The sequence below is a fragment of the Campylobacter sp. genome (assembly GCF_020024835.1).
GTDB lineage: Bacteria > Campylobacterota > Campylobacteria > Campylobacterales > Campylobacteraceae > Campylobacter_D.
Genome location: NZ_JAHHTD010000017.1, coordinates 1 through 21,291 on the forward strand (window position 1 = coordinate 1; position 21,291 = coordinate 21,291).

Here is a 21,291-nt window from a genome sequence, read left to right on the forward strand (position 1 = left end):
ATATATAATATTAAATATTTTTTTATATGAAAGATATAAAAAGGATATTTTCTATATTTTTATAAAAAATATCTTTAAATTTGCATTATAAGGATAAACACAATGAAAAAATATCAATTAAAACAAAATAAAAATTCTAAAGAAGATCGTAGAGGATTTTTTAAAAAATTAGGAATCACTCTTTTAGGTGCTAGTGCTTTAACAAATATTTCTTTTGAAAATTATTTTTTAGGTAGTCAAGTTTTAGCTAAAGAATTAGATAGTTTCAAAATCGAAGGTAAAAAAGATATGATTTATCATGGCAAAAGACCTATGACAGCAGAAACACAAACTTATGCTTTAGATTTTGATTTTACAAGAGCTGAAAATTTCTTTGTGAGAAACAATGGTATTGCACCTGAAATTACCACAATAAAAGAGAGAATGAAGAAAGGTTGGACATTAGAAATTGGTGGAGAAAGTATTAAAACCATAAAAATTTATACTTTAGATGAGTTAAAGAAAAAATTTAAACATTATACTTATGCTTTGACTTTAGAGTGTGGTGGTAATGGAAGAGGCGAAGTTATACCTAGTACTAAAGGGACACAATGGGGCTATGGTGCTGTTGCTTGTGGTAGATGGACTGGAATAAGATTAAAAGATATTTTAGAAGATTGTGGTGTAAAAGATGATGCTGTTTATATAGGGTATTATGGAATTGATACTAAATTAAATGGCGAGGAAGTTTCTCCTATTAGTAGAGGGGTGCCTATTAAAAAAGCTATGCAAGAAGAAACATTAGTTGCTTGGGCTTATGAAGGTAAAGATATACCATTGGTTAATGGTTATCCGCTTCGTTTAGTTTGTGGAGGATATCCTGCAAGTGCAAGTGGTAAATGGTTATCAAAAATTGTTGTGAGAAATAAAATTCATGATGGTGAGAAAATGGATACTTCATATAAAATTCCTATAAATCCTGTAAAACCTGGTGATTTTACTTCTAAAGTTGAAATGAAGATTATAAAATCAATGCCTGTAAAGTCTATTATCACTAATATTAAGAAAAATGACAAAATTAAAGCAAATAAAAAATTTGAAGTTAGAGGAAAAGCTTGGGCTGGTGAATTAGAAGTTAAAGAAGTTTATGTAAGTAATGATTATGGCATAACTTGGACTCAAGCAAAAGTCGAAAAGCCTTTAAATAAATTAGCATGGCAAAAATGGAGCACTCAAATTTCTATTCCAACAAAAGGATATTATGAAATTTGGGCAAGAGCAGTTGATAGTGAAGGAAATAGTCAGCCTATGGTTTTAGCACAATGGAATCCAGGCGGTTATCTTAATAATGCTTGTCATAGAATAAATATTTTTGGGGTATAAAAATGATTAAAAAAATAATATTAATTTTATTTATAAGCTTTTCATTTCTTTTTGCAAATACTAAATATAAAGTTAATCCTGATACAAAATTAATAATTGATGAGAATTCTCATTTAGTAGAAGCTAATTGTCTAGCGTGTCATAGTTCAGAGCTTATAATAAATATGCGTGCTAGCAAACAAGCTTGGCTTGCTGCTATAAGATGGATGCAAGAATCAGAAGGTTTATGGGAAATTCCTGTAGATGATGAAGAAAAAATACTAAATTATCTTACAAAATATTATGGAGAAAAATACGATACAAGAAGAAGAATTCCTTTAGTATTAATAGAAAAATAATTTTTTATGTATATTAGATATAATTGCATTAAATTAAGGAGTTGAAAATGCCAAAAGACGCAAATGGAACAGAATTAAATGCAGGTGATAGTGTAAGTATTATTAAAGACTTAAAAGTCAAAGGTGCTAGCACTACTTTAAAACGTGGAACAACTATAAAAAATATTAAACTTACAAATAAAGACACAGAGATTGAAGCTAAAGTTGATAAGTTTGGCGTTATTGTTTTAAAAACTGAATTTCTCAAAAAAATATAATGAATTCTCAAAATTAATTTTGAGAATTTTCTTCTATATTAATGCAGTGTGAAAATATAAATTGATGCTCTTTAGGTAGATTTTCATATAGAGCATTAGCTAAATTTCTTATTTCCCAAAGGGCTGATTTTGAGCTTCTTAAAGTTATAAAATTTTGCAAACTTCTAGCATTTATAGTTAAGGTAAGTTCTGTTTTATAACTTTCTGGTAAGCAATATTTTGCTATATCTAAACTTATGTTGTTTTGTAAAATTAAACGTAAATTTTCTAAAGCTTTAATGCTCGCATTATCTACTATCTCGTTTCCGGTTAAGACTAAATACCTTTTAGCATTTTCAAAATCATTTTCTTTAAATGCATTTTCATTTTTAAGTTCTTTTAATGTATATCTTGTGCTTTTTACACTAGGGCTAGTATGACGATGTCTTGCAACTTCTTGCAAGCAAGCACGCGAGATTCCTTGTATGTAAAAAGTATAATTTAAATGTTCTAAAGTAGAGGAGTGTTTAAATTTATTGCCCACACGATTAATTAATTCTTTATCTTTATCTCCACCACAATCACCTTTATCAAAACTTTGCCAGCAAGTTCTAGTAGCGTGGGAACATACACTTAATGGAGTGTAATTTAATAATGTAATTTTCATAATCATCCTTATCAAATAAACTAATTTTACAAAAAAAAGTTTATAAAAATAAAATTTTTATTCGTTATAATTTTAAAAAATAATACAGAGGCTATTTTATGAAATTAAAACAAACTAAATATATATTTGTAACAGGTGGAGTTTTAAGTTCTTTAGGGAAAGGTATAGCAGCAGCTTCTATAGCAACTATTTTAAAAAATTCAGGATTAAAAATAAGTATTTTAAAAGCTGATCCTTATATAAATGTTGATCCTGGAACAATGAGTCCTTTTGAGCATGGTGAAGTTTTTGTAACAGATGATGGTGCTGAAACTGATTTAGATTTAGGTCATTATGAGAGATTTTTAGATGAAAATTTATCTCAAGATAATAACTTTACTACCGGAAAAGTTTATCAAAGTGTTATAGAAAAAGAAAGGAGAGGAGATTATTTAGGTAAAACCATACAAGTTATCCCCCATATTGTTGATGAAATAAAAAAGCGTATTAAAAAAGCTGGTATAGATAAAGATATTTTGATAGTTGAAATTGGTGGAACGGTTGGAGATATAGAAGGCCTTCCTTTTTTAGAAGCTATTAGAGCTTTAAGACTTGAGGTTGGAAAATATAATGCTATTAATATCCATTTAACTTTAGTGCCTTATATTAAAGCAGCAGGTGAATTAAAAACTAAACCAACACAACATAGCGTTGGCGAGCTTCGTCGTATAGGTATAAGCCCTGATATAATTATTTGTAGGAGCGAAAAACCTTTAGATAGAGAATTAAAAGATAAAATAGCAATTTCGTGTGGTGTTGAAAAAAATTGTGTTATAGAAAGCATTGATGCAGCTAGTATTTACCAAATTCCATTAAATTTTTTAAGACAAGATATTTTAGGTGCTATAGCAAATTTACTTGATTTAAAGGATTTGCAACCAAATATGAGCCAATGGGATAGTTTAGTAAAAAGGGTTATTGCTCCAAGTAATGAACTTGTTATAGCTTTTGTTGGTAAATATGTGGATTTAAAAGAAAGTTATAAAAGCTTAACTGAAGCTATTATTCATGCAGGTGCAGCACTTGATGCAAGAGTAAATTTAAAATGGATTGATAGTGAAAAATTAGAAAATTCAAATGTAGATGAAAGCTTAAAAGATGTCAGTGGAATTTTAGTAGCAGGTGGATTTGGATATAGAGGTGTAGAAGGTAAAATAAAAGCCATTAAATACGCAAGAGAAAATGAAATTCCATTTTTAGGAATTTGTCTTGGTATGCAGCTTTCTTTGATTGAATTTGCTAGAAATATTTTAAAACTTGAAGATGCAAATTCAAGTGAATTTAATAAAGAATGTAAAAATCCTATTGTATTTTTGATAGATGAATTTATTGATTTAAGTGGTAAAAAGCAAATTAGAACGAGTAAAACTCCACTTGGTGGGACTATGAGACTTGGTTCTTATGAGTGTTGTATCAAAGAAAATACTTTATTAAGTAAAGTATATAATGGTAAAAAAATTATCAAAGAGCGTCATCGTCATCGCTATGAAGCCAATCCAAAATATAAAGAAATGTTTGAAAAAAATGGCTTGATAATAAGCGGTGAAAATGAAGGTTTAATTGAGGCAATAGAATTAAAAAATCATCCATTTTTCTTAGCTGTGCAATTTCATCCTGAATTTACTTCTCATTTAGTAAGAGTTAATCCAGTAATTTTTTCTTTTATAAAAGCATCATTAGATAAAAAATATGTTAAATAAAACTAAGATTAAAGAAATTTTAAATAAGCGTTTTGAGTATGATATTCACGTAAAACTTTGTGATCTTCCTATGCCATCGTGTTTAAAAGATGTTTATAAGGGAGCTTTGCGTATTAAAGAAGCTATAGAAAAAAATCAAAAAGTAGTAGTAGTTGGGGATTATGATGTAGATGGCGTTATTTCATGTGTTATCATTTCTGAATTTTTTGATGATATTGGTTTTGATTATGTGATTAAAATTCCAAATCGTTTTAAAGATGGTTATGGTCTAAATAAAGAAATTATTGATGAGCTTGGTGAGGTAGATTTAATTATCACTGTGGATAATGGTATAGCAGCTTTTGAAGCAGCTAGTATGTGTAGAGAAAAAAATATTGATTTGATTATCACAGATCATCATATGCCATCAAATATTTTACCAGATGCATATGCTATTATAAATCCAAAACAAGAAGATTGTGATTTTCCAGATATTGAAATATGTGGAGCCCAAGTAGCTTGGTATTTAGTTGCTGCTATTAAAGAAGTTTGTAAAATTAATTATAATATGTGTAAATTTATAGAGTTATTAGCAATTGCTATAATTGCTGATATGATGGAACTTAGAGATTTAAATAGGACATTAGTTAGAAAAGGTATAGAATATATCAATACATCTAATCGTGCTGCATTTAAAGTGATAAAAAAATACTATGGTAAAGATAAATTTGAAATTGATAATATTAGTTTTTTAATAGCTCCTTTGATTAATAGTGCTGGAAGAATGGACGATGCTATTATTTCTTATAAATTTTTGCATTCACAAAATATTAATGAAGCTAGAAATTATTTAGAACAGATTATTTCTTATAATAATAATCGTAAAGACGAAGAGCGAGAATTATTTAAACAATGTTTAGAGCAAGTTGATGATACTGAAAGTGTAATTATAGTAAATGGTCAAAATTGGCATGAAGGTGTATTAGGGATTGTAGCAAGTCGTTTAGCAAAGCATTTTAATAAGCCTACTTTTGTGTTTTCAGAATGTGATGGAAAAGCTAAAGCAAGTGTTAGAAGCGTTGGTAAAATAGATATTTTAAATATTATAGAAAAAGCTAAAGATTTTGTTTTAAGTTATGGTGGTCATAAAGGTGCAGCAGGAGTTTTAGTTGAGATTACTAAATTAGAAGCTTTTAAAAATAAATTAAATGAAATTTGCAAAGAAATTCGCAAAGAAGACTTTTATAGTTCCGAAGAGGTTTTAGGTAGTATTGACCCTAATGAAGTAGATTTTGAGCTTTTAGAACTTTTAGAATTTTTTGAACCTTTTGGTCATAAAAATCCTAGACCATATTTTAAGTTTGATAAACTTTTAGTAAAAAATAAAAAATATATAGGAAAAGATGAAAAGCATATGAAGTTAATACTTACTTGCGGTGGTAAAACTTTAGAAGCTTTGTTTTTTAATTATGATTATGATCCACAAGTTGGAGAAAATATAAAATTAATTGCAAGTATTTCTAGAAATAAGTTTAGAGGTTTAGTTACTCCTCAACTTGCTATAAAAGAGATCTTAAAATAAAAATTTATAAAAATAAATTTTATTTTAATTAACTCTATAAATTTTCTTGCTGTAAAGCTTCAGCTTGATGATATGCTATTAATGGTTCTATGATTTCATCAAATAAACCACCTTCTAAAATAGCATCTAGTCTATATAAGGTAAGATTGATTCTATGATCGCTAATTCTATTTTGAGGAAAATTATAAGTGCGTATGCGTTCGCTTCTATCGCCACTTCCAACTTGAGATTTTCTAGTTTCACTTTCTTTTGCCAAGCGTTCTTGTTCTTGCATTTCAAATAATCTCGCTTTTAAAACCTTCATAGCACTTTCTTTATTTTTATGTTGGCTTTTTCCATCTTGATTGACAACTACTATACCAGTTGGTATATGGGTGATTCTTACGGCACTATCTGTTGTATTAACACTTTGACCACCATGCCCACTACTTCTCATAACGTCTATTTTAAGATCATTAGGATTTATTTGAATTTCAACATCATCTACTTCTGGCATTATTGCTACTGTTATAGCTGAAGTATGAACTCTCCCTTGGGATTCTGTTTCTGGCACCCTTTGAACTCTATGCGTCCCACCTTCATATTTTAACCTAGAATATGCTCCATTTCCCTTTATAAGAATGATAATTTCTTTAAATCCGCCAGCACCACCTTCGCTAGAACTAACGATTTCGTATTTATAATCACGACTTTCAGCATAACGTATATAAGATTTTACAAGATCACCAACAAATAGCGATGCCTCATCTCCTCCAGTTCCTGCTCGAATTTCTAAGAAAATATTTTTATCATCATTTGGGTCTTTAGGAAGTAAAAGAATTTTTAACTCTTCTTCAAGTTGAGGTTTTAAAAGTTCTAAATTTTTTAATTCCTCCTTAGCAAGCTCACTAAGCTCGATATCAGACAATAAAATTTTATTCTCTTCTATATCATTTAAAGTTTTTAGGTATTGTTTAGCTTTTTCTACTATAGGTTCTAAATTTTTTTGTTCTTTAGATAAAGTGGTCATTTTAGATATATCATTAGATATATTAACATCACTTAGAAGAGCATTAAGCTCATCAAAGCGTTCTAAAAAAGGCTTAAGTTTATCAGCTAACATTATTCTATGCTAATTTATTTACCAATAATGCTAATCTACTCACACGACGTGATGCAGTTTGTTTTTTTAAGAATCCACGACTTACCATAGCATGAATACTTTTATTTGCCAATTTTAATGCGTTTGTCGCTGCTTCTTTATCATTGTTTGCTGCTGCTTCACGAACCGCTTTAGTAATATTTTTTAATCTTGTTCTATAAAATCTATTTCTTTCAGTTCTTTTGATAGTTTGTCTTGCTCTTTTTTCAGCAGATTTATGGTTTGCCATAATTTTCCTTTTTTTGTATAAATTAAATTGACAATTATATAAAAAATAAATTAAATTTTTATAAATTTAAGTAATATTAAAGCATTAGTTTTATATCTTTTAGTATCTTATGTTGTTTGTTTTTAGAAAATCTCTTAATTTTTCATATTCTGCATTCTCTAAATAGCGATATTTTCCAGGTTTTAACATTCCAAGATCTAAAGCCCCAAACGCAACTCTTTTTAAATCCATTACTTCAAGGTTAAAATGTCCAAAAAATCGTCTTAATTCTCTATTTTTACCTTCGTTAATAATAACTTTTAATTTAGTATAGCCTCCACTAGATCCAAAAATTTCAAATCCTAAAAAAGGGGCAAAATTCATAGAAGTAATTTTTGTTTTTATATGAGCACCTTTTTTTTCATTTTGAATTTCTAATCCATTTTGCATAGCATCTATTACATTTTTATCTGCAATACCTTTTATTTTTAAGTAGTATTCTCGTTCTAAATCACTATGCATTAGTGCATCTGCAATAACAGGAGAGTCGGTTAATAAAAGCAATCCTTCACTAGCAAAATCAAGCCTACCTACACTAAGCCACGTGCTAAATTGTCTTGGTAGAGTATGATAGATAGTTTTTCTACCTCTATCATCTTTTTTGCTTACAAGCTCTCCTTTTTGTTTGTTATATATGATAACTGAAAATTGAGTTTTTTTATGGAGTTTTTTTCCATTGATAAATACTTTATCCTCAATACTTACGCTATCACTTAGCAAGGCTATTTTTTTATTAATTTTAACCAGACCTTGCTTGATTAATTCATCAGCTTCTCTACGAGAATATTTGCTATTGTGCGAGATAAATTTATTAATTCTCATTACAAACTCATTTACATCACAAAAATAGTTGGCACTATAGTTGGATATTTTTTTATTTTTCTAAATATATGCTTTCGTAAAACTTGTCTAATTTGCGCTTCTAAAATTCTTGGATTATCTAATATATCATCTTTGACATTTGGAAAGAATTGACTTAATACATCACTCATTTCTTTAGAAAAAGCTCCATCTTGTTTATCGGCTACAAGACCATAGCTAAATACTCTTGGTTTATTTATTAAGGTTTTGCTTGCTTTATCTAGTTGAGCAATAATTACAACTATACCACTATCGGCTAATTTTTGTCTATCTATTACTACATCATCAGCAATTTGCTTGTTGATTTGATTATCTACAAAGACTTTTCCTGTTTTAATTGTTTTAATACGTTTAATGTATTTATTGCAAATTTCAACTTGATCTCCATCGCTCATTAAATAAATATTTCTTTCAGGTAATCCGCATTTCATTGCAGTTTCTTTGTGTTTAGTTATGTGATTATACTCTCCATGAACTGGTAGAAAAAATTTAGGTTTAATTAAATTTAACATAAGTTTTTGCTCTTCTATGCTAGCGTGGCCGCTTACGTGAATTTCACTAAATTCTTGATACGCTACTTTTGCACCTGCTTTTAAAAGGAAGTCAAGCACAGCAGAGACATTTGCTTCATTTCCTGGTATAGCTTTAGCTGAAATTATAATTTGATCACTTGGTTTAATTTTTATAAATTTATGTTCATCAGTAGCCATTCTATAAAGGGCACTCATAGTTTCACCTTGACTTCCTGTAGTTACTATAAGAATTTCATTGTCATTATATTTGCCAACTTCATCAGCATCGATAAAAATATTGCGTTCAAGTTTGATATATCCAAGTTCCATTGTAGTATATAAATTTCTTTCCATAGATCTACCTATAACACAAACTTTTCTACCATATTTTAAACCATAAGTGATTGCTTGATATACACGATGTATATTTGAACTAAAAGTACTCATAATTACTCTACCCTTAGTTTTTGAGAAAATTTGATCAAACGTAGGTCCTACAGAGCTTTCGCTTTTTGTATATCCTTCTTTATAAGAGTTTGTGCTATCGCTTAATAAACACAAAACCCCTTCTTCGCCATAATGTGCCAATCTACTTAAATCGCTTGGATATCCATCAATTGGTGTTTGATCTATTTTAAAATCTCCTGTATGTATGATAACACCCGCTTTAGTTTTTATAGCTAATGCTGAAGCATCTATGATAGAATGAGTGATATGTATCCATTCTATATCAAATTCCCCTATTTCATAAATTTGTCTTTTAGTTACAGGTCTAAACCATTTACGCTCAGCTTTTAATCCGTGCTCTTCAAATTTATTTGAAATCATTCCTAGTGCTAATGGAGTAGCGTAGATTGGAAATTGAAATTCTTTGAAAAAGTAAGGCACAGCACCTATGTGATCTTCGTGTGCGTGTGTTATGATGATAGCTCTGATTTTATTTTTAATTCTTCTTATATAGTCAAAATCAGGTATGATAATATCTACACCGTGCATACTCCCATCAGGAAAACTCATTCCTATATCTACTACAATTGCATCATTGTTTGTTTCAAAAATTGTTATATTGCCACCGATTTCACCAAGACCACCTAGTGGAGTAATTTTTATTTTATGTTCGCTTGAGTTGTTGTATTTAGATGGATAAAGTCTCAATTTATGCATTAGTCTATTAGCTTCTATGCTTTTTGCAAGTTCAATTTGCCAATCTTCATTACCATTTAATTTAGAAGGTAAATTTCTATTTTTCTTTTTTTTCTTTTTTCCTTCTATATTTGCGGTATTTTCTGATTGATTAGAATTATTTTTTTCTAAATTTTTATTTTTGAATTTACTAAATTTTCTTGTTTTTTGTTCTTGAGTTTTGTTTTCTTCGTTCATAATTATCCTTTAAATAATAAAAAATTTTAAGGTATAGATCAACGCTTATTTCGTGAGCCCTTGAAGAAGGTATGATATCTAATTCTTTAAAGATCTTCAAAAGTTTATCTTTTTTATCTTTTAAATTTGATATAAGTTGTTTTCTTGGATTTTGAAAACAATCTCTAAGAAATATTTTAAAACTTTCTAAATCTTGAATTTTCTGCTTATAATTTGCTATTTTTTCAAGTTTTATAACAGCTGAAGTAACTTTTGGTGGCGGATTAAAGCTTTCTGGTTTGATCTCAAACAACAAAGCTTTTTTACAAATAAGCTCACAAAGGACACTTAATGCCGAAAAATTACTTTCTTTGAAAGTAGCACAAAATTTTTGCGCTACCTCTTTTTGAACCATTACAACAAGCCCTAGACATTTTTCATCTTCTAAGGCTTTTAAAATTAAATTTGTAGCAATATAATAAGGTAAATTCGCTATTAAAAAATATTCTTTTTCACTTAAATTTCCATTTTTAAATGCTACATTAGCATCTTGATGAATAAGCTCAAAAATTCCACCTTCAATCTCATTTTGAAATTTTTTATTCAAAATAGGAATTAAATCTTTATCAATCTCATAAGCTCTAACTTTAACTTGAGGTATTGATAAAAGTTCTTGCGTTAAATCACCTAAGCCAGGCCCAATTTCAACAATATTTTTTGCATCTTTGGGTATGGCTTGAGTGATTTTTACTATAATATTTTTATCACATAAAAAATTTTGTCCAAAATACTTTTTTGCTTTAATCATCAGGTATTCTACCTAAAATTGATTAATTATAGTATTATTTTAAGCCCTAATTAGATAAAATTTGATTTATTTTTAAAGGTTGTTTTTGAAAAATCTTATAGTGTGTGCTGGTGGAAGTGAAAATTTTGAATTTGCAAAAAATATTGGCATTGGCATAGTGAATTCTGCGTTTAATTTAGGAAAAATTTTAAGTCATCAAAAGACTAATAAATTAATTTTTATTGGAACTTGCGGAATTTATCAAGATGGAAATATTTTTGATATTTATGAGAGTGCAAGTGCTTGCAATATAGAATATGCATCTTTTTTTGAAACTTTTTATACTCCTATAGAAAATAAAATAAATTTAAATGTTTCATATGAAACTACTATCGTAAATTCTTCTAATTACATATGTAAAGATAAAAATATAGCTAAAAGGTATGCTCAATTAGGAATTAAGATAGAAAATATGGAAGCTTATTCTGTGTTAGCTTGTGCAAAAAATTTTGGTATAGATGCTATTTGTTATTTGTGTGCAACAAATTTTTGTGATGAAAATGCTCATAAATATTTTGTTAAAAATCACCTTAGAGCAAAAGAAAAATTAGTATCTTTTTTAAAAGATAAAAGATTAATATAGGAAAAAATTTGGAAAATTTACAAAATATTTTAGATTTTACTAAAGAAGAATTAGAAGATTTATTTCAACCTAAATTTAGAGCTAAACAAATTTTTGAATGGATATATAAAAAATATGCCGATGAATTTTTACAAATGTCTTCTTTATCTAAAGAATTTCGTTTATATTTGCAAGAAAAATTTCATTTTTCACCTTTAAAATGTATAAAAGATGAAAAAAGCAAAGATGGTAGTATAAAATATCTTTTTGAGCTTTTAGATGGGTATAAGATTGAAGCTGTTTTATTGCCTATGAAAGAAGAAGTAGTTGATGAAAGTGGTAAGATTGTTAAACATAAAAAATACACGATTTGTGTATCATCTCAAGTTGGGTGTAAAAGTGGATGTAGTTTTTGTCTTACTGCTAAGGGTGGTTTGAAAAGAAATTTGAGTGCTGGTGAGATTGTAGGACAAATTTTATGGATTAAAAAACATAACAATATACCCTATGAAAGACGTGTTAATGTAGTTTATATGGGTATGGGCGAGCCATTAGATAATCTTAAAAATGTTTCAAAAGCTATAAAAATTTTAGCAGATAATGACGCCTTAGCTATTAGTCCTAGAAGACAAACTATAAGCACAAGTGGATTGGCTAAGCAAATTAAAGAATTGGGTGAGATGAATTTAGGGGTATTGCTAGCTATTTCTCTTCACGCTGTTGATGATGAGCTTAGAAATGAATTGATGCCGATAAATAAAGCTTATAATATAGCAAGTATTATGGAAGCTGTAAGAAATTTTCCTATAAATCAGCGTAAAAGAGTTATGTTTGAATATCTTTTAATAGATGGAATCAATGATAAAATCGAGTATGCAAAAGAACTTGTTAAGCTTTTAAATGGCATTAAGGCTAAAGTAAATTTGATACTTTTTAATCCTCATAATGGTAGTTTGTATAAAAGACCAAGTGTCGAAAATGCTGTTAAATTTCAAGATTATTTAAGCGCTAAAGGCGTAACTTGCACTATAAGAGAAAGCAAAGGACTTGATATTTCAGCAGCTTGTGGTCAATTAAAAGAAAGACAGAGTGCAAAATGACTTTTTTAGATATTATTCAAATTATATTTATAAGTATAGTTGTTATAATTGGACTTGGTGGGATTATTTATGTATTAAAAAATGAAGCTAAGTAATCAATTTATATATTTTTGTAATTTATTAATTATATCAGATATAATTTTGCCCACATCATTGTATGATAATTCATTATGTTTTTTATCAATAAAAACATAGTCTTTATTGTATGTTGGCCAATATATGCTATCTTTTTTAGAGTATAAGCCAATGCTAGGAATTTTAATATTGCTTGCGATATGAATAGGTCCAGTGCTAGGGCTGATAATACATTTTGATTGAGAGATGAGTTCTGCTAAATTTAAAATATCATTGTTGTTTTTAAAAATATGAATTTGCGATATAAGTTTTGTATTGTATTGCTTAATATTTCTTATGAAAATATCATGAATATCATCATAAGTTGGAATAACAATATCTATATCCGGATATAAACTTTTTATTTTTTCCATTAAAATAAAGAATGAAGTCGGGTTTAATGTAAAATTTGTGCTAATACTAAAAGGATTTATAACGATAAAATTTTTTATATTATTGCTTTGGAGATAATTTTGAATAATATTTTTATTTTCATATGAAGTTTTTATAGTGGTATCAAAATTTATTTTTTTAAGGCATTTATCAAATTTCTTAGAATCTATTTTGCTAGCATAATATAGCATTCTATCCCTATCACTTTTATTTTTAAAAAATCTCTTTGTTATGCTTGTAAAGATAATTTTACATTTACGAGAAAATACGCTTATAAATTTAGATCTTACAATAATGCATTTTGCATTTGTTTTTATAAGAAGTTTTATTAAAAAAGATTTTCCGTGAAATGATATTAAATAATCTAGTGGATATTTGTTTATTTGCTTTATCATACTCTCATCAATTTTATCAATAAGTTCTATGTGATCAATAAAATCAAAATTTTTTAAAATATTTTCAGTATTTTTTCTGCAAAAAACAATTGTATTTGCTTGATAAATATGTTTAATGGCATATAGCATATCTAAACTAACAACCATATTTCCAATATTATGAGGACAAAAATATCCTATGTAAAGTTTATACTCCCCCACCCTCATTTTATTTAGATTTTTGTCTTGATTTATTAAGCTATAGTTGGTCTTTTTAGTCATTTTTAATTCCTTGTGCTTTGTAAAAAATCATCTTTTATATTTTTTTTAGATTGTATCAAAAAATGCTGATTTTTATATGTAAATTCTAAGCTAAAAGAGTGTAAAAGCAATCTTTTAGCTCCTGTAATTTTAATTCTTTCTTCTTTACTAATTTTATCGTCTAATATTTGTTCTATTTGAAATTTTTCTAAACCATATAAGGGATCGCCTAAAATTTTATGTTTCATATGAAACAAATGCAATCTTATTTGATGTTGTCTTCCTGTAAGAGGCTTTGCTAAAACTAAGCTAGCATTTAAATTTTCAAAGAATTCTAAGGTTTGAAAATCTGTTATAGCTTCTTTTCCATTTGCACAAATTTGCATTCTAGTCTTTATCATATCATAATTTTTAGATAAGCTTATGCTTTCATTTACCTTAAATGTTCTTTCTGTTTTTCCCTCTACTAAAGCAAGATAATATTTTTGTATAAGTTTTTTTTCAAACATAGCCTTAAGTTCAATTTGTGCTTGTTTATTTTTTGCAATAAGCAAAAGTCCGCTTGTTTCTTTATCGAGTCTATGAGCTACACAAGCTTTTTCTCCCCATAAATGCCAAATTTCATCACAAAGACTATATTTGCAATTTCTCCCATTTGGATGAGTTAGAACTCCACTTGGTTTTTCTACTACAGCAAAATCTTTATTTTCATAAATTATTTCTAAGCCTTTAGGGTTGTTTTCATATACAATTAATTCTATTATTCCCTCTAAAAATTTATTTTTTTCTTTTACTAAATTTCCATTGCAAAAAAGTCGTTTTTTATCAATAAGTTTTTGCGCTTCTTGCATAGAAATTTTTAACTCATCTATAAGTAGTCTAAATGCCTTTTTTCCATTGCTTGATAGTTTCTTTTTTATATACGCCATTTAATAACTTTCTTAGGTAAATTATAATAAAATCTAAGCTATTTTTTCATAAAAAATTATATAAAAAAAGGTCTTGATAATGGTTGAAAGATATAGTAGAGAAGTTATGGCTAAAAAATGGGATATACAAGCAAAATACGACGCATGGCTTAAGGTAGAATTAGCCGCAGTTAAAGCATGGAATAAACTAGGTCTTATTAAAAATGAAGATTGTGAAAAAATTATAAAAAATGCTAAATTTGATATTAAAAGAATAGATGAGATAGAAAAAACTACAAAACATGATGTAATAGCTTTTTTAACAAGCGTAAGTGAAAGCCTAGGTGAAGAAAGTCGTTTTGTGCATTATGCTATGACAAGCTCTGATTGTATCGATACTGCTGTTGCTTTGCAGATTAAGGATAGTTTAGAATTAATATTACAAGATTTAGATCAAATTTTAAATATCATAAAAACTAGAGCTTATGAGCATAAAAATACACTTATGGTAGGTAGAAGTCACGGAATCCACGGAGAACCAATAACTTTTGGATTGGTTTTAGCTATTTGGTATGATTGCCTTATCCACGCAAAAGATTTGATTATCCACGCAAAAGATTTGATTAGTTGCGGAAAAATTAGTGGTGCTATGGGTAATTTTGCTCATGCTCCTCTTGAATTTGAAGAGGAAGTGTGTAAAAATTTAGGTCTTAAAGTAGCTCCTGTATCTAATCAAGTGATTCAAAGAGATCGTTACGCACAAGTGATTTCAGCTTTAGCTATTTTAGCTTCAAGTTGTGAGCAAATAGCCGTGGCTATTCGCCATTTTCAAAGAACAGAGGTTTATGAAGTAGAAGAATATTTTTCACAAGGACAAAAAGGGAGCTCGGCTATGCCCCATAAAAGAAATCCTGTTTTAAGCGAAAATATTACAGGACTTTGTAGAATGATAAGAGCATATGTAACTCCTGCTTTAGAAAATGTTGCTTTATGGCACGAAAGAGATATATCTCATTCAAGTGTTGAAAGGTTTATATTGCCAGATGCTTTTATAACAACTGATTTTATGCTATCAAGATTATGTGGAGTGATAGAAAAATTGCTTATATATCCAAAAAATATGATGAAAAATTTAAATTTAACCGGTGGATTGGTATTTTCTCAAAGAGTGTTATTAGAACTTCCTTTTAAAGGCATAAGCAGAGAAGAAGCTTATAAAATAGTTCAAAGAAATGCTATGAAAGTATGGAGCGATTTACAAAATGGCAAGCCTGCATTAAATGAAAAAGGTGAAAGTTTATTTTTGATTGCCTTGCTAAATGATGAAGATCTTAAACAATCTCTAAGTGAAATGGATATTAGAAATTGTTTTAATTATGATTATTACACTAAAAATATAGATAAAATTTTTGAAAGAACATTTAATAGGGGTTAATTATATGAAAGTTTTGAAGCGAAATGGAAGAACTGAAGAATTAAATGTATCTAAAATTAAAAAATACACTACAGATGCAGTTGCAAATTTAGAAAATGTAAGCCAAAGTGAGCTTGAAGTTGATGCAAAGATACAATTTAGAGATGGAATTACCACAGAAGAAATTCAGCAAACTCTTATAAAAACTGCAGTGGATAAAATTGATATTGATAGACCTAATTGGACTTTTGTGGCTGCAAGATTATTTTTATATGATCTTTATAAAAAAGTAAGTGGATATAGTGGATATAAACATTTAAGAGAGTATTTAGAAAAGGGCGAAAAAGAGGGTAGGATTTTGCTTGGACTGAAAGAAAAATATGATTTAGATGATTTAAATGCCTATATAGACCCTAATAGAGATTTGCAATTTACCTACCTTGGCATTAAAACTCTTTATGATAGATATTTAATAAAAGATTCTAAAGGTATCCCAATAGAACTTCCTCAGCATATGTTTATGGCAATAGCTATGTTTTTAGCTCAAAATGAGTTAGATTCTCAAACTTGGGCTAAAAAATTTTATGATCTTATATCTAAATTTGAAGTAATGTGTGCAACTCCAACTCTTTCAAATGCAAGAACTACTAGACACCAACTTAGCTCTTGTTACATAGGAAGCACTCCTGATAATATAGAAGGGATTTTTGATTCTTATCACGAGATGGCACTTTTGTCTAAATTTGGCGGAGGTATAGGATGGGATTGGTCAAAAGTTCGTGCTATGGGTGGAAGTATTGATGGTCATAAAAATGCAGCAGGCGGGATAATACCTTTTTTAAAAATTACTAATGATATAGCAGTAGCAGTTGATCAGCTTGGTACTAGAAAAGGTGCAATAGCAGTTTATATAGAGCCTTGGCATATGGATGTTAATGATTTTTTAGATTTGCGTAAAAATTCAGGAGAAGAGCGAAGAAGAGCACACGAATTATTCCCTGCACTATGGATTAATGATTTATTTATGAAGCGTGTGCGAGCCAATGATAAATGGACTTTATTTGACCCTGCTGATACAGCAGATTTGTGTGATTTATATGGCAAAGAATTTGAAAAAAGATATGAAGAGTATGAAAAAGATTCTAGCATAGCTAAAGAAATAATCGATGCAAAAGATTTATGGAAAAAGATTTTATTAAATTATTTTGAAACAGGAATGCCATTTTTGTGCTTTAAAGATACTGCTAATAAAACAAATCCAAATTTACATTCAGGAATTATAAGAAGTTCTAATCTTTGCACAGAAATTTTTCAAAATACAAATCCAAATTATTATCAGATACAAGTAACATATGAAGATGGAAATGTTGAAAATTTTGATGAAAATGATGAAGTTGTAATAGATGGAGGATATAAAAAATTTGCAAGAAAAATATCTACTCTTGATAGCATTAATGGAAAAAAAGTTTATGTGGTAGAAAAATTTAAAAACGAAGGCAAAACCGCAGTTTGTAATTTAGCTAGCATAAATTTAAGTAAAATTAATACTAAAGAAGATATCCAAAGAGTTGTGCCAGTAGCTATTAGAATGCTTGATAATGTTATTGATTTAAATTTTTATCCGCACGTTAAGGTAAAAAATACGAATTTAAAATCTCGTGCCATAGGACTTGGAGTAATGGGTGAAGCACAAATGCTAGCTGAGGAGCAAATTTATTGGGGGTCTAGTGAGCATTTTGAAAGAATAGATCGCTTGATGGAAATGATTAGTTATGAAGCGATTTTAGCAAGCTCAAATTTGGCATTAGAAAAAGGTAAGTATCCTGATTTTGAGGGTTCTAATTGGAGTAAGGGGATAGTTCCTATAGATGTTGCAAATGAAAATGCTAAAAAACTAACCATTAGCGAAGGTCTTTTTTCTCATAGTGGATGTGATTGGGAAAAATTAAGAGAGAAATTAAAAAGAGATGGCATTAGAAATGGATATTTAATGGCCATAGCCCCTACATCTTCAATATCTATACTTGTGGGCACAACGCAAACTATAGAGCCTGTTTATAAGCGAAAATGGTTTGAGCAAAATTTAAGCGGTATGATACCAACCGTTGTGCCAAATTTAAATCTTGATACTTGGCAATATTACACTCCTGCTTATGAGCTTGATCAAAAAGTTTTAGTTAAAGCAGCTGCAATTAGAGGAAAATGGTTAGATCAAGGGCAGTCATTAAATATATTTGTATCACTTGATAAAGCAAGTGGTGGGTATTTAAATGAAATTTATCAATTAGCTTGGGAGCTAGGTATAAAATCAACTTATTATTTAAGAAGTGAAAGCCCAGATAGTGAAAAAGTAAATGTAACAGATCGTTCTATAGAATGTGAAGGTTGCCAGTAAAATTGGAGATAAATTATGTATAAAAAACAATCATTACCAGAGCTTACATTTAGAGGTATTATATTAGGAGGTATTTTAACTATTATTTTTACCGCTTCAAATGTATATTTAGGTCTTAAAGTAGGACTTACTTTTTCTACTTCTATCCCAGCTGTAGTTATAGCTATGGCTGTTTTGAAATTTTTTAAAGATTCAAATATTTTAGAAAACAATATGGTTCAAACTCAAGTATCAGCCGCAGGAACACTTTCGTCGGTGATTTTTGTCATTCCAGGTCTTTTTATATGCGGGTATTGGGTGGAATTTCCTTTATGGCTAACTTTTATGCTTTGTTTTTGTGGAGGAGGATTAGGAGTGCTTTTTACTATACCTTTAAGAAGGGCAATGGTAGTTGAAAGTAAATTAGCATATCCTGAAGGTAGAGCAGCTGCTGAAATTTTAAAAGTTACTAATAAGGATCAAGCTGATAAAAGAGGGCAAATGGGCCTAAAGGAGATAGGATTAGGTGCTATTTTAGCTTCTATTGTAAGTTTATTTTCAAATGGATTTAAATTGATTTCTAGCGAGAGTAGTTTTGCTTTCATATGGCAAAAAATGACTTTTGGATTTTCTACTGGATATTCTGTTGCATTATTGGGTGCGGGCTATTTAGTTGGTGCAGCGGGTGCTATTGCTTTATTTAGCGGAATGGTTTTAGCTTGGATGATTTTTGTGCCTTATTTTTCAATTAAAGAAAGTTTTGATATAAATTTAAGTGCTTTAGAAATAGCAAATCAAATTTGGGTTCAAAAAGTGCGTTTGATAGGCACTGGAGCTATTGCAATAGCTGCTTTATGGACTTTAATCGAGCTTGCAAAGCCAGTGTATGATGGAATGAAAAATATATTTAAAAAAACTTCACTCACTTTTTCACAAGATCCTAAAGATACAGATTTATCTTTAAAGACAATATTGGGATTATTTGTGTTAATGAGTATTGGTTTATTTGTATCTTTTTTTAGCTTTGTAGCAGATTCAAATTTAATTTCAATATATCAAGTTGTTTTTGCATTAGTAGGGACTTTAATGGCTATTTTTATAGGATTTTTTGTAGCTTCAGCTTGTGGTTATATGGCAGGTTTAGTTGGATCTTCATCTTCTCCAATTTCTGGGATAGGACTTCTAGGCATTATGATATCTTCTTTGGTTATTTTGTTATTAGGGCATAAAATAAATTTATTTAGCGACCCTTTAATGACTAAATTTGCAATAGCTTTTGCTATTTTTACAACTAGTGTAATTTTAGCAACTGCAGCTATTTCAAATGATAATCTTCAAGATCTCAAAACAGGATATTTAGTAGGAGCAACTCCTTGGAAACAGCAAATTGCTTTGATTGTAGGATGTATTTTTGGTGCCATAGCTATAGCTCCGGTTTTGAATTTATTATATCAAGCTTATGGGTTTGTAGGGGCTATGCCAAGAATAGGTATGAATGCAGAAAATGCTTTGGCAGCACCTCAAGCAAATTTAATGAGCACCATAGCTCAAGGAATTTTTAATGCTAACATTGAATGGGGTTATGTGTTAATAGGAGTTTTTGTTGGTATTTGTATAATCATTATAGATTTGTTACTTAAGAATAAAAAATTATCTTTACCGCCTTTAGCAGTTGGTATAGGTATATATTTACCACCAGTTGTAAATACACCTTTGTTTATAGGTGGATTGATGGCTTATATAATAAAAAAGCGTCTTATGAAAAAATACAATAACAATACACATAAAAAAGAATTAATACAAGAACATAATCAAAAAGGAGTATTGTTTGCTTCTGGCTTGATAGTAGGAGAGAGTATTTTTGGGGTTTTAATAGCAGGATTAACGGTGTTTTCTATTAGTAGTGGTGGGACTGAAGATCCACTTGCTATAGCGAGTTCTTTTAAAGATGATGGGAGTATAGGTTTTTTAGTATTTATAATCATTATGTTGATTTTTGTAAGAAGAATATTTAAAAGATGAATATAGAATATTATTATGCTTTTATTTTAGGATTTATAGAAGGATTGACAGAATTTTTGCCAATTTCTTCTACAGGTCATATGATTTTAGGTGCAGAAATTTTACGCTTGCAAATTGATAATTTTTGGAGAAGTTTTTTTATTGTTATCCAATTAGGATCGATTTTAGCTGTAGTTTTTATTTTTAAAGATAAATTAACCCATAAAATTGATATATGGTTAAAACTTGCTGTGGGATTTTTACCCGCAGGAGGAGTTGGTTTTATAGCATATAAATTTTTAAAAGAATTATTTAATGGATATACGGTGGCAACTATGCTTATAGTTGGAGGCGTTATTTTTATTATTGTGGAGTTAAAACATAGAAAAAAAGATTATGATGTAAATTCTTTAGATGAGGTAAGTTATAAGCAGGCATTTTTAATAGGTTTAACTCAAGCTCTTGCTATAATACCAGGCACTTCAAGAAGTGGTGCTAGTATCATAGGTGGATTATTACTTGGTCTTAACCGAAAAGTTGCTTCTGAATTTTCATTTTTATTAGCGATTCCAACTATGATAGTTGCAACTTGCTATAGCGTATATAAGGAACCAGAAATTTTAAGTAGTATAAATAATTTTATACCCATAGCTATAGGCTTTATTACGGCTTTTATAGTAGCTTTTGTAGTGATTAAAATATTTTTGAGACTTATTAGCAAAATAAATTTCATACCATTTGGAATTTATAGAATAATTCTAGGGTTTATATTTTTATGGCTTTTTATAAGTGATATACTTGATATAAGTAAAACTAGTATTTGATTTCATAAAATATTGATTTTTTTTAAAAAAAATTAAGTTTTCATAGCTAAAATTGCTTTAACTTTTTAAGTTAAT

20 protein-coding genes are annotated in these 21,291 nt (G+C 28.8%); 12 read left to right on the forward strand and 8 right to left on the reverse strand.

All coding sequences use genetic code 11. The features are described from left to right. Positions 1-102: 102 nt before the first annotated feature. Genes QZ429_RS04130 through QZ429_RS04140 form a run of 3 tightly spaced genes read left to right on the forward strand, consistent with a single transcriptional unit; the run spans position 103 to position 1,957 of the window. Positions 103-1,362 (forward strand): sulfite oxidase, encoded by a 1,260-nt coding sequence (locus QZ429_RS04130; RefSeq protein ID WP_291951520.1) that lies wholly within the window; start codon positions 103-105, stop codon positions 1,360-1,362. Between the two features lie 5 nt (positions 1,363-1,367). Next, the gene (locus QZ429_RS04135; RefSeq protein WP_291951587.1) at positions 1,368-1,700 is read left to right on the forward strand and encodes a cytochrome C; all 333 of its coding nucleotides are present in this window, start codon (positions 1,368-1,370) and stop codon (positions 1,698-1,700) included. 47 nt (positions 1,701-1,747) lie between these two features. Continuing rightward, positions 1,748-1,957: an alkylphosphonate utilization protein gene (locus QZ429_RS04140; protein WP_291951522.1), complete on the forward strand. Its 210-nt coding sequence runs from the start codon at positions 1,748-1,750 to the stop codon at positions 1,955-1,957. A 13-nt stretch (positions 1,958-1,970) separates the two neighbouring features. Here QZ429_RS04140 and thyX read toward each other — a convergent pair whose 3' ends face one another. Beyond that, positions 1,971-2,603, reverse strand: coding sequence for an FAD-dependent thymidylate synthase (gene thyX / locus QZ429_RS04145; protein ID WP_291951525.1), 633 nt, complete (start codon positions 2,601-2,603; stop codon positions 1,971-1,973). 98 nt (positions 2,604-2,701) lie between these two features. Here thyX and QZ429_RS04150 point away from each other — a divergent pair, with 98 nt between their 5' ends. Further along, positions 2,702-4,342 (forward strand): CTP synthase, encoded by a 1,641-nt coding sequence (locus tag QZ429_RS04150; RefSeq protein ID WP_291951527.1) that lies wholly within the window; start codon positions 2,702-2,704, stop codon positions 4,340-4,342. Beyond that, positions 4,332-5,903 (forward strand): single-stranded-DNA-specific exonuclease RecJ, encoded by a 1,572-nt coding sequence (gene recJ / locus QZ429_RS04155; RefSeq protein WP_291951529.1) that lies wholly within the window; start codon positions 4,332-4,334, stop codon positions 5,901-5,903. The genes QZ429_RS04150 and recJ overlap by 11 nt, the downstream gene beginning before the upstream one ends. Before the next feature lie 34 nt (positions 5,904-5,937). Here the strand turns inward: recJ and prfA are convergent, their stop codons facing one another. The 5 genes from prfA to rsmA form a co-directional block, all read right to left on the reverse strand. Beyond that, on the reverse strand, positions 5,938-7,005 hold the full coding sequence (gene prfA, locus QZ429_RS04160) for a peptide chain release factor 1 (protein WP_291951532.1): 1,068 nt from the start codon (positions 7,003-7,005) through the stop codon (positions 5,938-5,940). Positions 7,006-7,009: 4 nt separating this feature from the next. Then, positions 7,010-7,273, reverse strand: a complete 264-nt coding sequence (gene rpsT / locus QZ429_RS04165) for a 30S ribosomal protein S20 (protein WP_291951534.1) — start codon at positions 7,271-7,273, stop codon at positions 7,010-7,012. Positions 7,274-7,372: 99 nt separating this feature from the next. Next, the gene (locus QZ429_RS04170; protein WP_291951536.1) at positions 7,373-8,134 is read right to left on the reverse strand and encodes a pseudouridine synthase; all 762 of its coding nucleotides are present in this window, start codon (positions 8,132-8,134) and stop codon (positions 7,373-7,375) included. Between the two features lie 11 nt (positions 8,135-8,145). After that, on the reverse strand, positions 8,146-10,065 hold the full coding sequence (locus QZ429_RS04175) for a ribonuclease J (protein WP_291951539.1): 1,920 nt from the start codon (positions 10,063-10,065) through the stop codon (positions 8,146-8,148). Next, on the reverse strand, positions 10,019-10,852 hold the full coding sequence (gene rsmA, locus QZ429_RS04180; protein ID WP_291951541.1) for a 16S rRNA (adenine(1518)-N(6)/adenine(1519)-N(6))-dimethyltransferase RsmA: 834 nt from the start codon (positions 10,850-10,852) through the stop codon (positions 10,019-10,021). The genes QZ429_RS04175 and rsmA overlap by 47 nt, the downstream gene beginning before the upstream one ends. An 85-nt stretch (positions 10,853-10,937) precedes the next feature. Between rsmA and QZ429_RS04185 the strand changes: the two genes are divergently transcribed. Genes QZ429_RS04185 through QZ429_RS04195 form a run of 3 tightly spaced genes read left to right on the forward strand, consistent with a single transcriptional unit; the run spans position 10,938 to position 12,648 of the window. Then, positions 10,938-11,474 (forward strand): purine-nucleoside phosphorylase, encoded by a 537-nt coding sequence (locus tag QZ429_RS04185; protein ID WP_291951544.1) that lies wholly within the window; start codon positions 10,938-10,940, stop codon positions 11,472-11,474. Between the two features lie 8 nt (positions 11,475-11,482). Continuing rightward, entirely contained in the window at positions 11,483-12,553 is a 1,071-nt protein-coding gene (gene rlmN, locus QZ429_RS04190; RefSeq protein WP_291951546.1) for a 23S rRNA (adenine(2503)-C(2))-methyltransferase RlmN, read from the forward strand. Further along, the gene (locus QZ429_RS04195) at positions 12,550-12,648 is read left to right on the forward strand and encodes a hypothetical protein (protein WP_291951549.1); all 99 of its coding nucleotides are present in this window, start codon (positions 12,550-12,552) and stop codon (positions 12,646-12,648) included. Before rlmN ends, QZ429_RS04195 begins: the two co-directional genes overlap by 4 nt. On the opposite strand, the gene QZ429_RS04200 is transcribed toward QZ429_RS04195, so the two are convergent. Beyond that, positions 12,649-13,716, reverse strand: coding sequence for a glycosyltransferase family 9 protein (locus tag QZ429_RS04200; protein ID WP_291951552.1), 1,068 nt, complete (start codon positions 13,714-13,716; stop codon positions 12,649-12,651). 2 nt (positions 13,717-13,718) lie between these two features. Continuing rightward, the gene (locus QZ429_RS04205; protein ID WP_291951554.1) at positions 13,719-14,624 is read right to left on the reverse strand and encodes an RluA family pseudouridine synthase; all 906 of its coding nucleotides are present in this window, start codon (positions 14,622-14,624) and stop codon (positions 13,719-13,721) included. Positions 14,625-14,703: 79 nt separating this feature from the next. On the opposite strand from QZ429_RS04205, the gene purB reads away from it, so the two are divergent. From purB to QZ429_RS04225, 4 genes are read left to right on the forward strand one after another with little or no spacing between them, the layout of a single operon-like run. Beyond that, positions 14,704-16,038, forward strand: a complete 1,335-nt coding sequence (gene purB / locus QZ429_RS04210) for an adenylosuccinate lyase (RefSeq protein WP_291951556.1) — start codon at positions 14,704-14,706, stop codon at positions 16,036-16,038. A 4-nt stretch (positions 16,039-16,042) separates the two neighbouring features. Beyond that, positions 16,043-18,412, forward strand: a complete 2,370-nt coding sequence (locus tag QZ429_RS04215; RefSeq protein ID WP_291951559.1) for a ribonucleoside-diphosphate reductase subunit alpha — start codon at positions 16,043-16,045, stop codon at positions 18,410-18,412. 15 nt (positions 18,413-18,427) lie between these two features. Continuing rightward, complete coding sequence (locus QZ429_RS04220; protein ID WP_291951564.1) at positions 18,428-20,413, forward strand: oligopeptide transporter, OPT family; 1,986 nt, start codon at positions 18,428-18,430, stop codon at positions 20,411-20,413. A 2-nt stretch (positions 20,414-20,415) separates the two neighbouring features. After that, a complete protein-coding gene (locus QZ429_RS04225) occupies positions 20,416-21,216 on the forward strand; it encodes an undecaprenyl-diphosphate phosphatase (RefSeq protein ID WP_291951590.1) in 801 nt (266 codons plus the stop codon). Positions 21,217-21,291 lie beyond the last annotated feature (75 nt).

What these genes read in the sequence shown, in the direction of transcription:
- purB (WP_291951556.1), top strand. Translation starts at nt 14,704, where the DNA reads ATGGTTGAAAGATATAGTAGAGAAGTTATGGCTAAAAAATGGGATATA.
- prfA (WP_291951532.1), bottom strand. Translation starts at nt 7,005, where the DNA reads ATGTTAGCTGATAAACTTAAGCCTTTTTTAGAACGCTTTGATGAGCTT.
- rpsT (WP_291951534.1), bottom strand. Translation starts at nt 7,273, where the DNA reads ATGGCAAACCATAAATCTGCTGAAAAAAGAGCAAGACAAACTATCAAA.
- QZ429_RS04205 (WP_291951554.1), bottom strand. Translation starts at nt 14,624, where the DNA reads ATGGCGTATATAAAAAAGAAACTATCAAGCAATGGAAAAAAGGCATTT.
- QZ429_RS04170 (WP_291951536.1), bottom strand. Translation starts at nt 8,134, where the DNA reads ATGAGAATTAATAAATTTATCTCGCACAATAGCAAATATTCTCGTAGA.
- QZ429_RS04150 (WP_291951527.1), top strand. Translation starts at nt 2,702, where the DNA reads ATGAAATTAAAACAAACTAAATATATATTTGTAACAGGTGGAGTTTTA.
- QZ429_RS04195 (WP_291951549.1), top strand. Translation starts at nt 12,550, where the DNA reads ATGACTTTTTTAGATATTATTCAAATTATATTTATAAGTATAGTTGTT.
- QZ429_RS04130 (WP_291951520.1), top strand. Translation starts at nt 103, where the DNA reads ATGAAAAAATATCAATTAAAACAAAATAAAAATTCTAAAGAAGATCGT.
- QZ429_RS04220 (WP_291951564.1), top strand. Translation starts at nt 18,428, where the DNA reads ATGTATAAAAAACAATCATTACCAGAGCTTACATTTAGAGGTATTATA.
- QZ429_RS04200 (WP_291951552.1), bottom strand. Translation starts at nt 13,716, where the DNA reads ATGACTAAAAAGACCAACTATAGCTTAATAAATCAAGACAAAAATCTA.
- QZ429_RS04175 (WP_291951539.1), bottom strand. Translation starts at nt 10,065, where the DNA reads ATGAACGAAGAAAACAAAACTCAAGAACAAAAAACAAGAAAATTTAGT.
- rsmA (WP_291951541.1), bottom strand. Translation starts at nt 10,852, where the DNA reads ATGATTAAAGCAAAAAAGTATTTTGGACAAAATTTTTTATGTGATAAA.
- QZ429_RS04140 (WP_291951522.1), top strand. Translation starts at nt 1,748, where the DNA reads ATGCCAAAAGACGCAAATGGAACAGAATTAAATGCAGGTGATAGTGTA.
- thyX (WP_291951525.1), bottom strand. Translation starts at nt 2,603, where the DNA reads ATGAAAATTACATTATTAAATTACACTCCATTAAGTGTATGTTCCCAC.
- recJ (WP_291951529.1), top strand. Translation starts at nt 4,332, where the DNA reads ATGTTAAATAAAACTAAGATTAAAGAAATTTTAAATAAGCGTTTTGAG.
- QZ429_RS04215 (WP_291951559.1), top strand. Translation starts at nt 16,043, where the DNA reads ATGAAAGTTTTGAAGCGAAATGGAAGAACTGAAGAATTAAATGTATCT.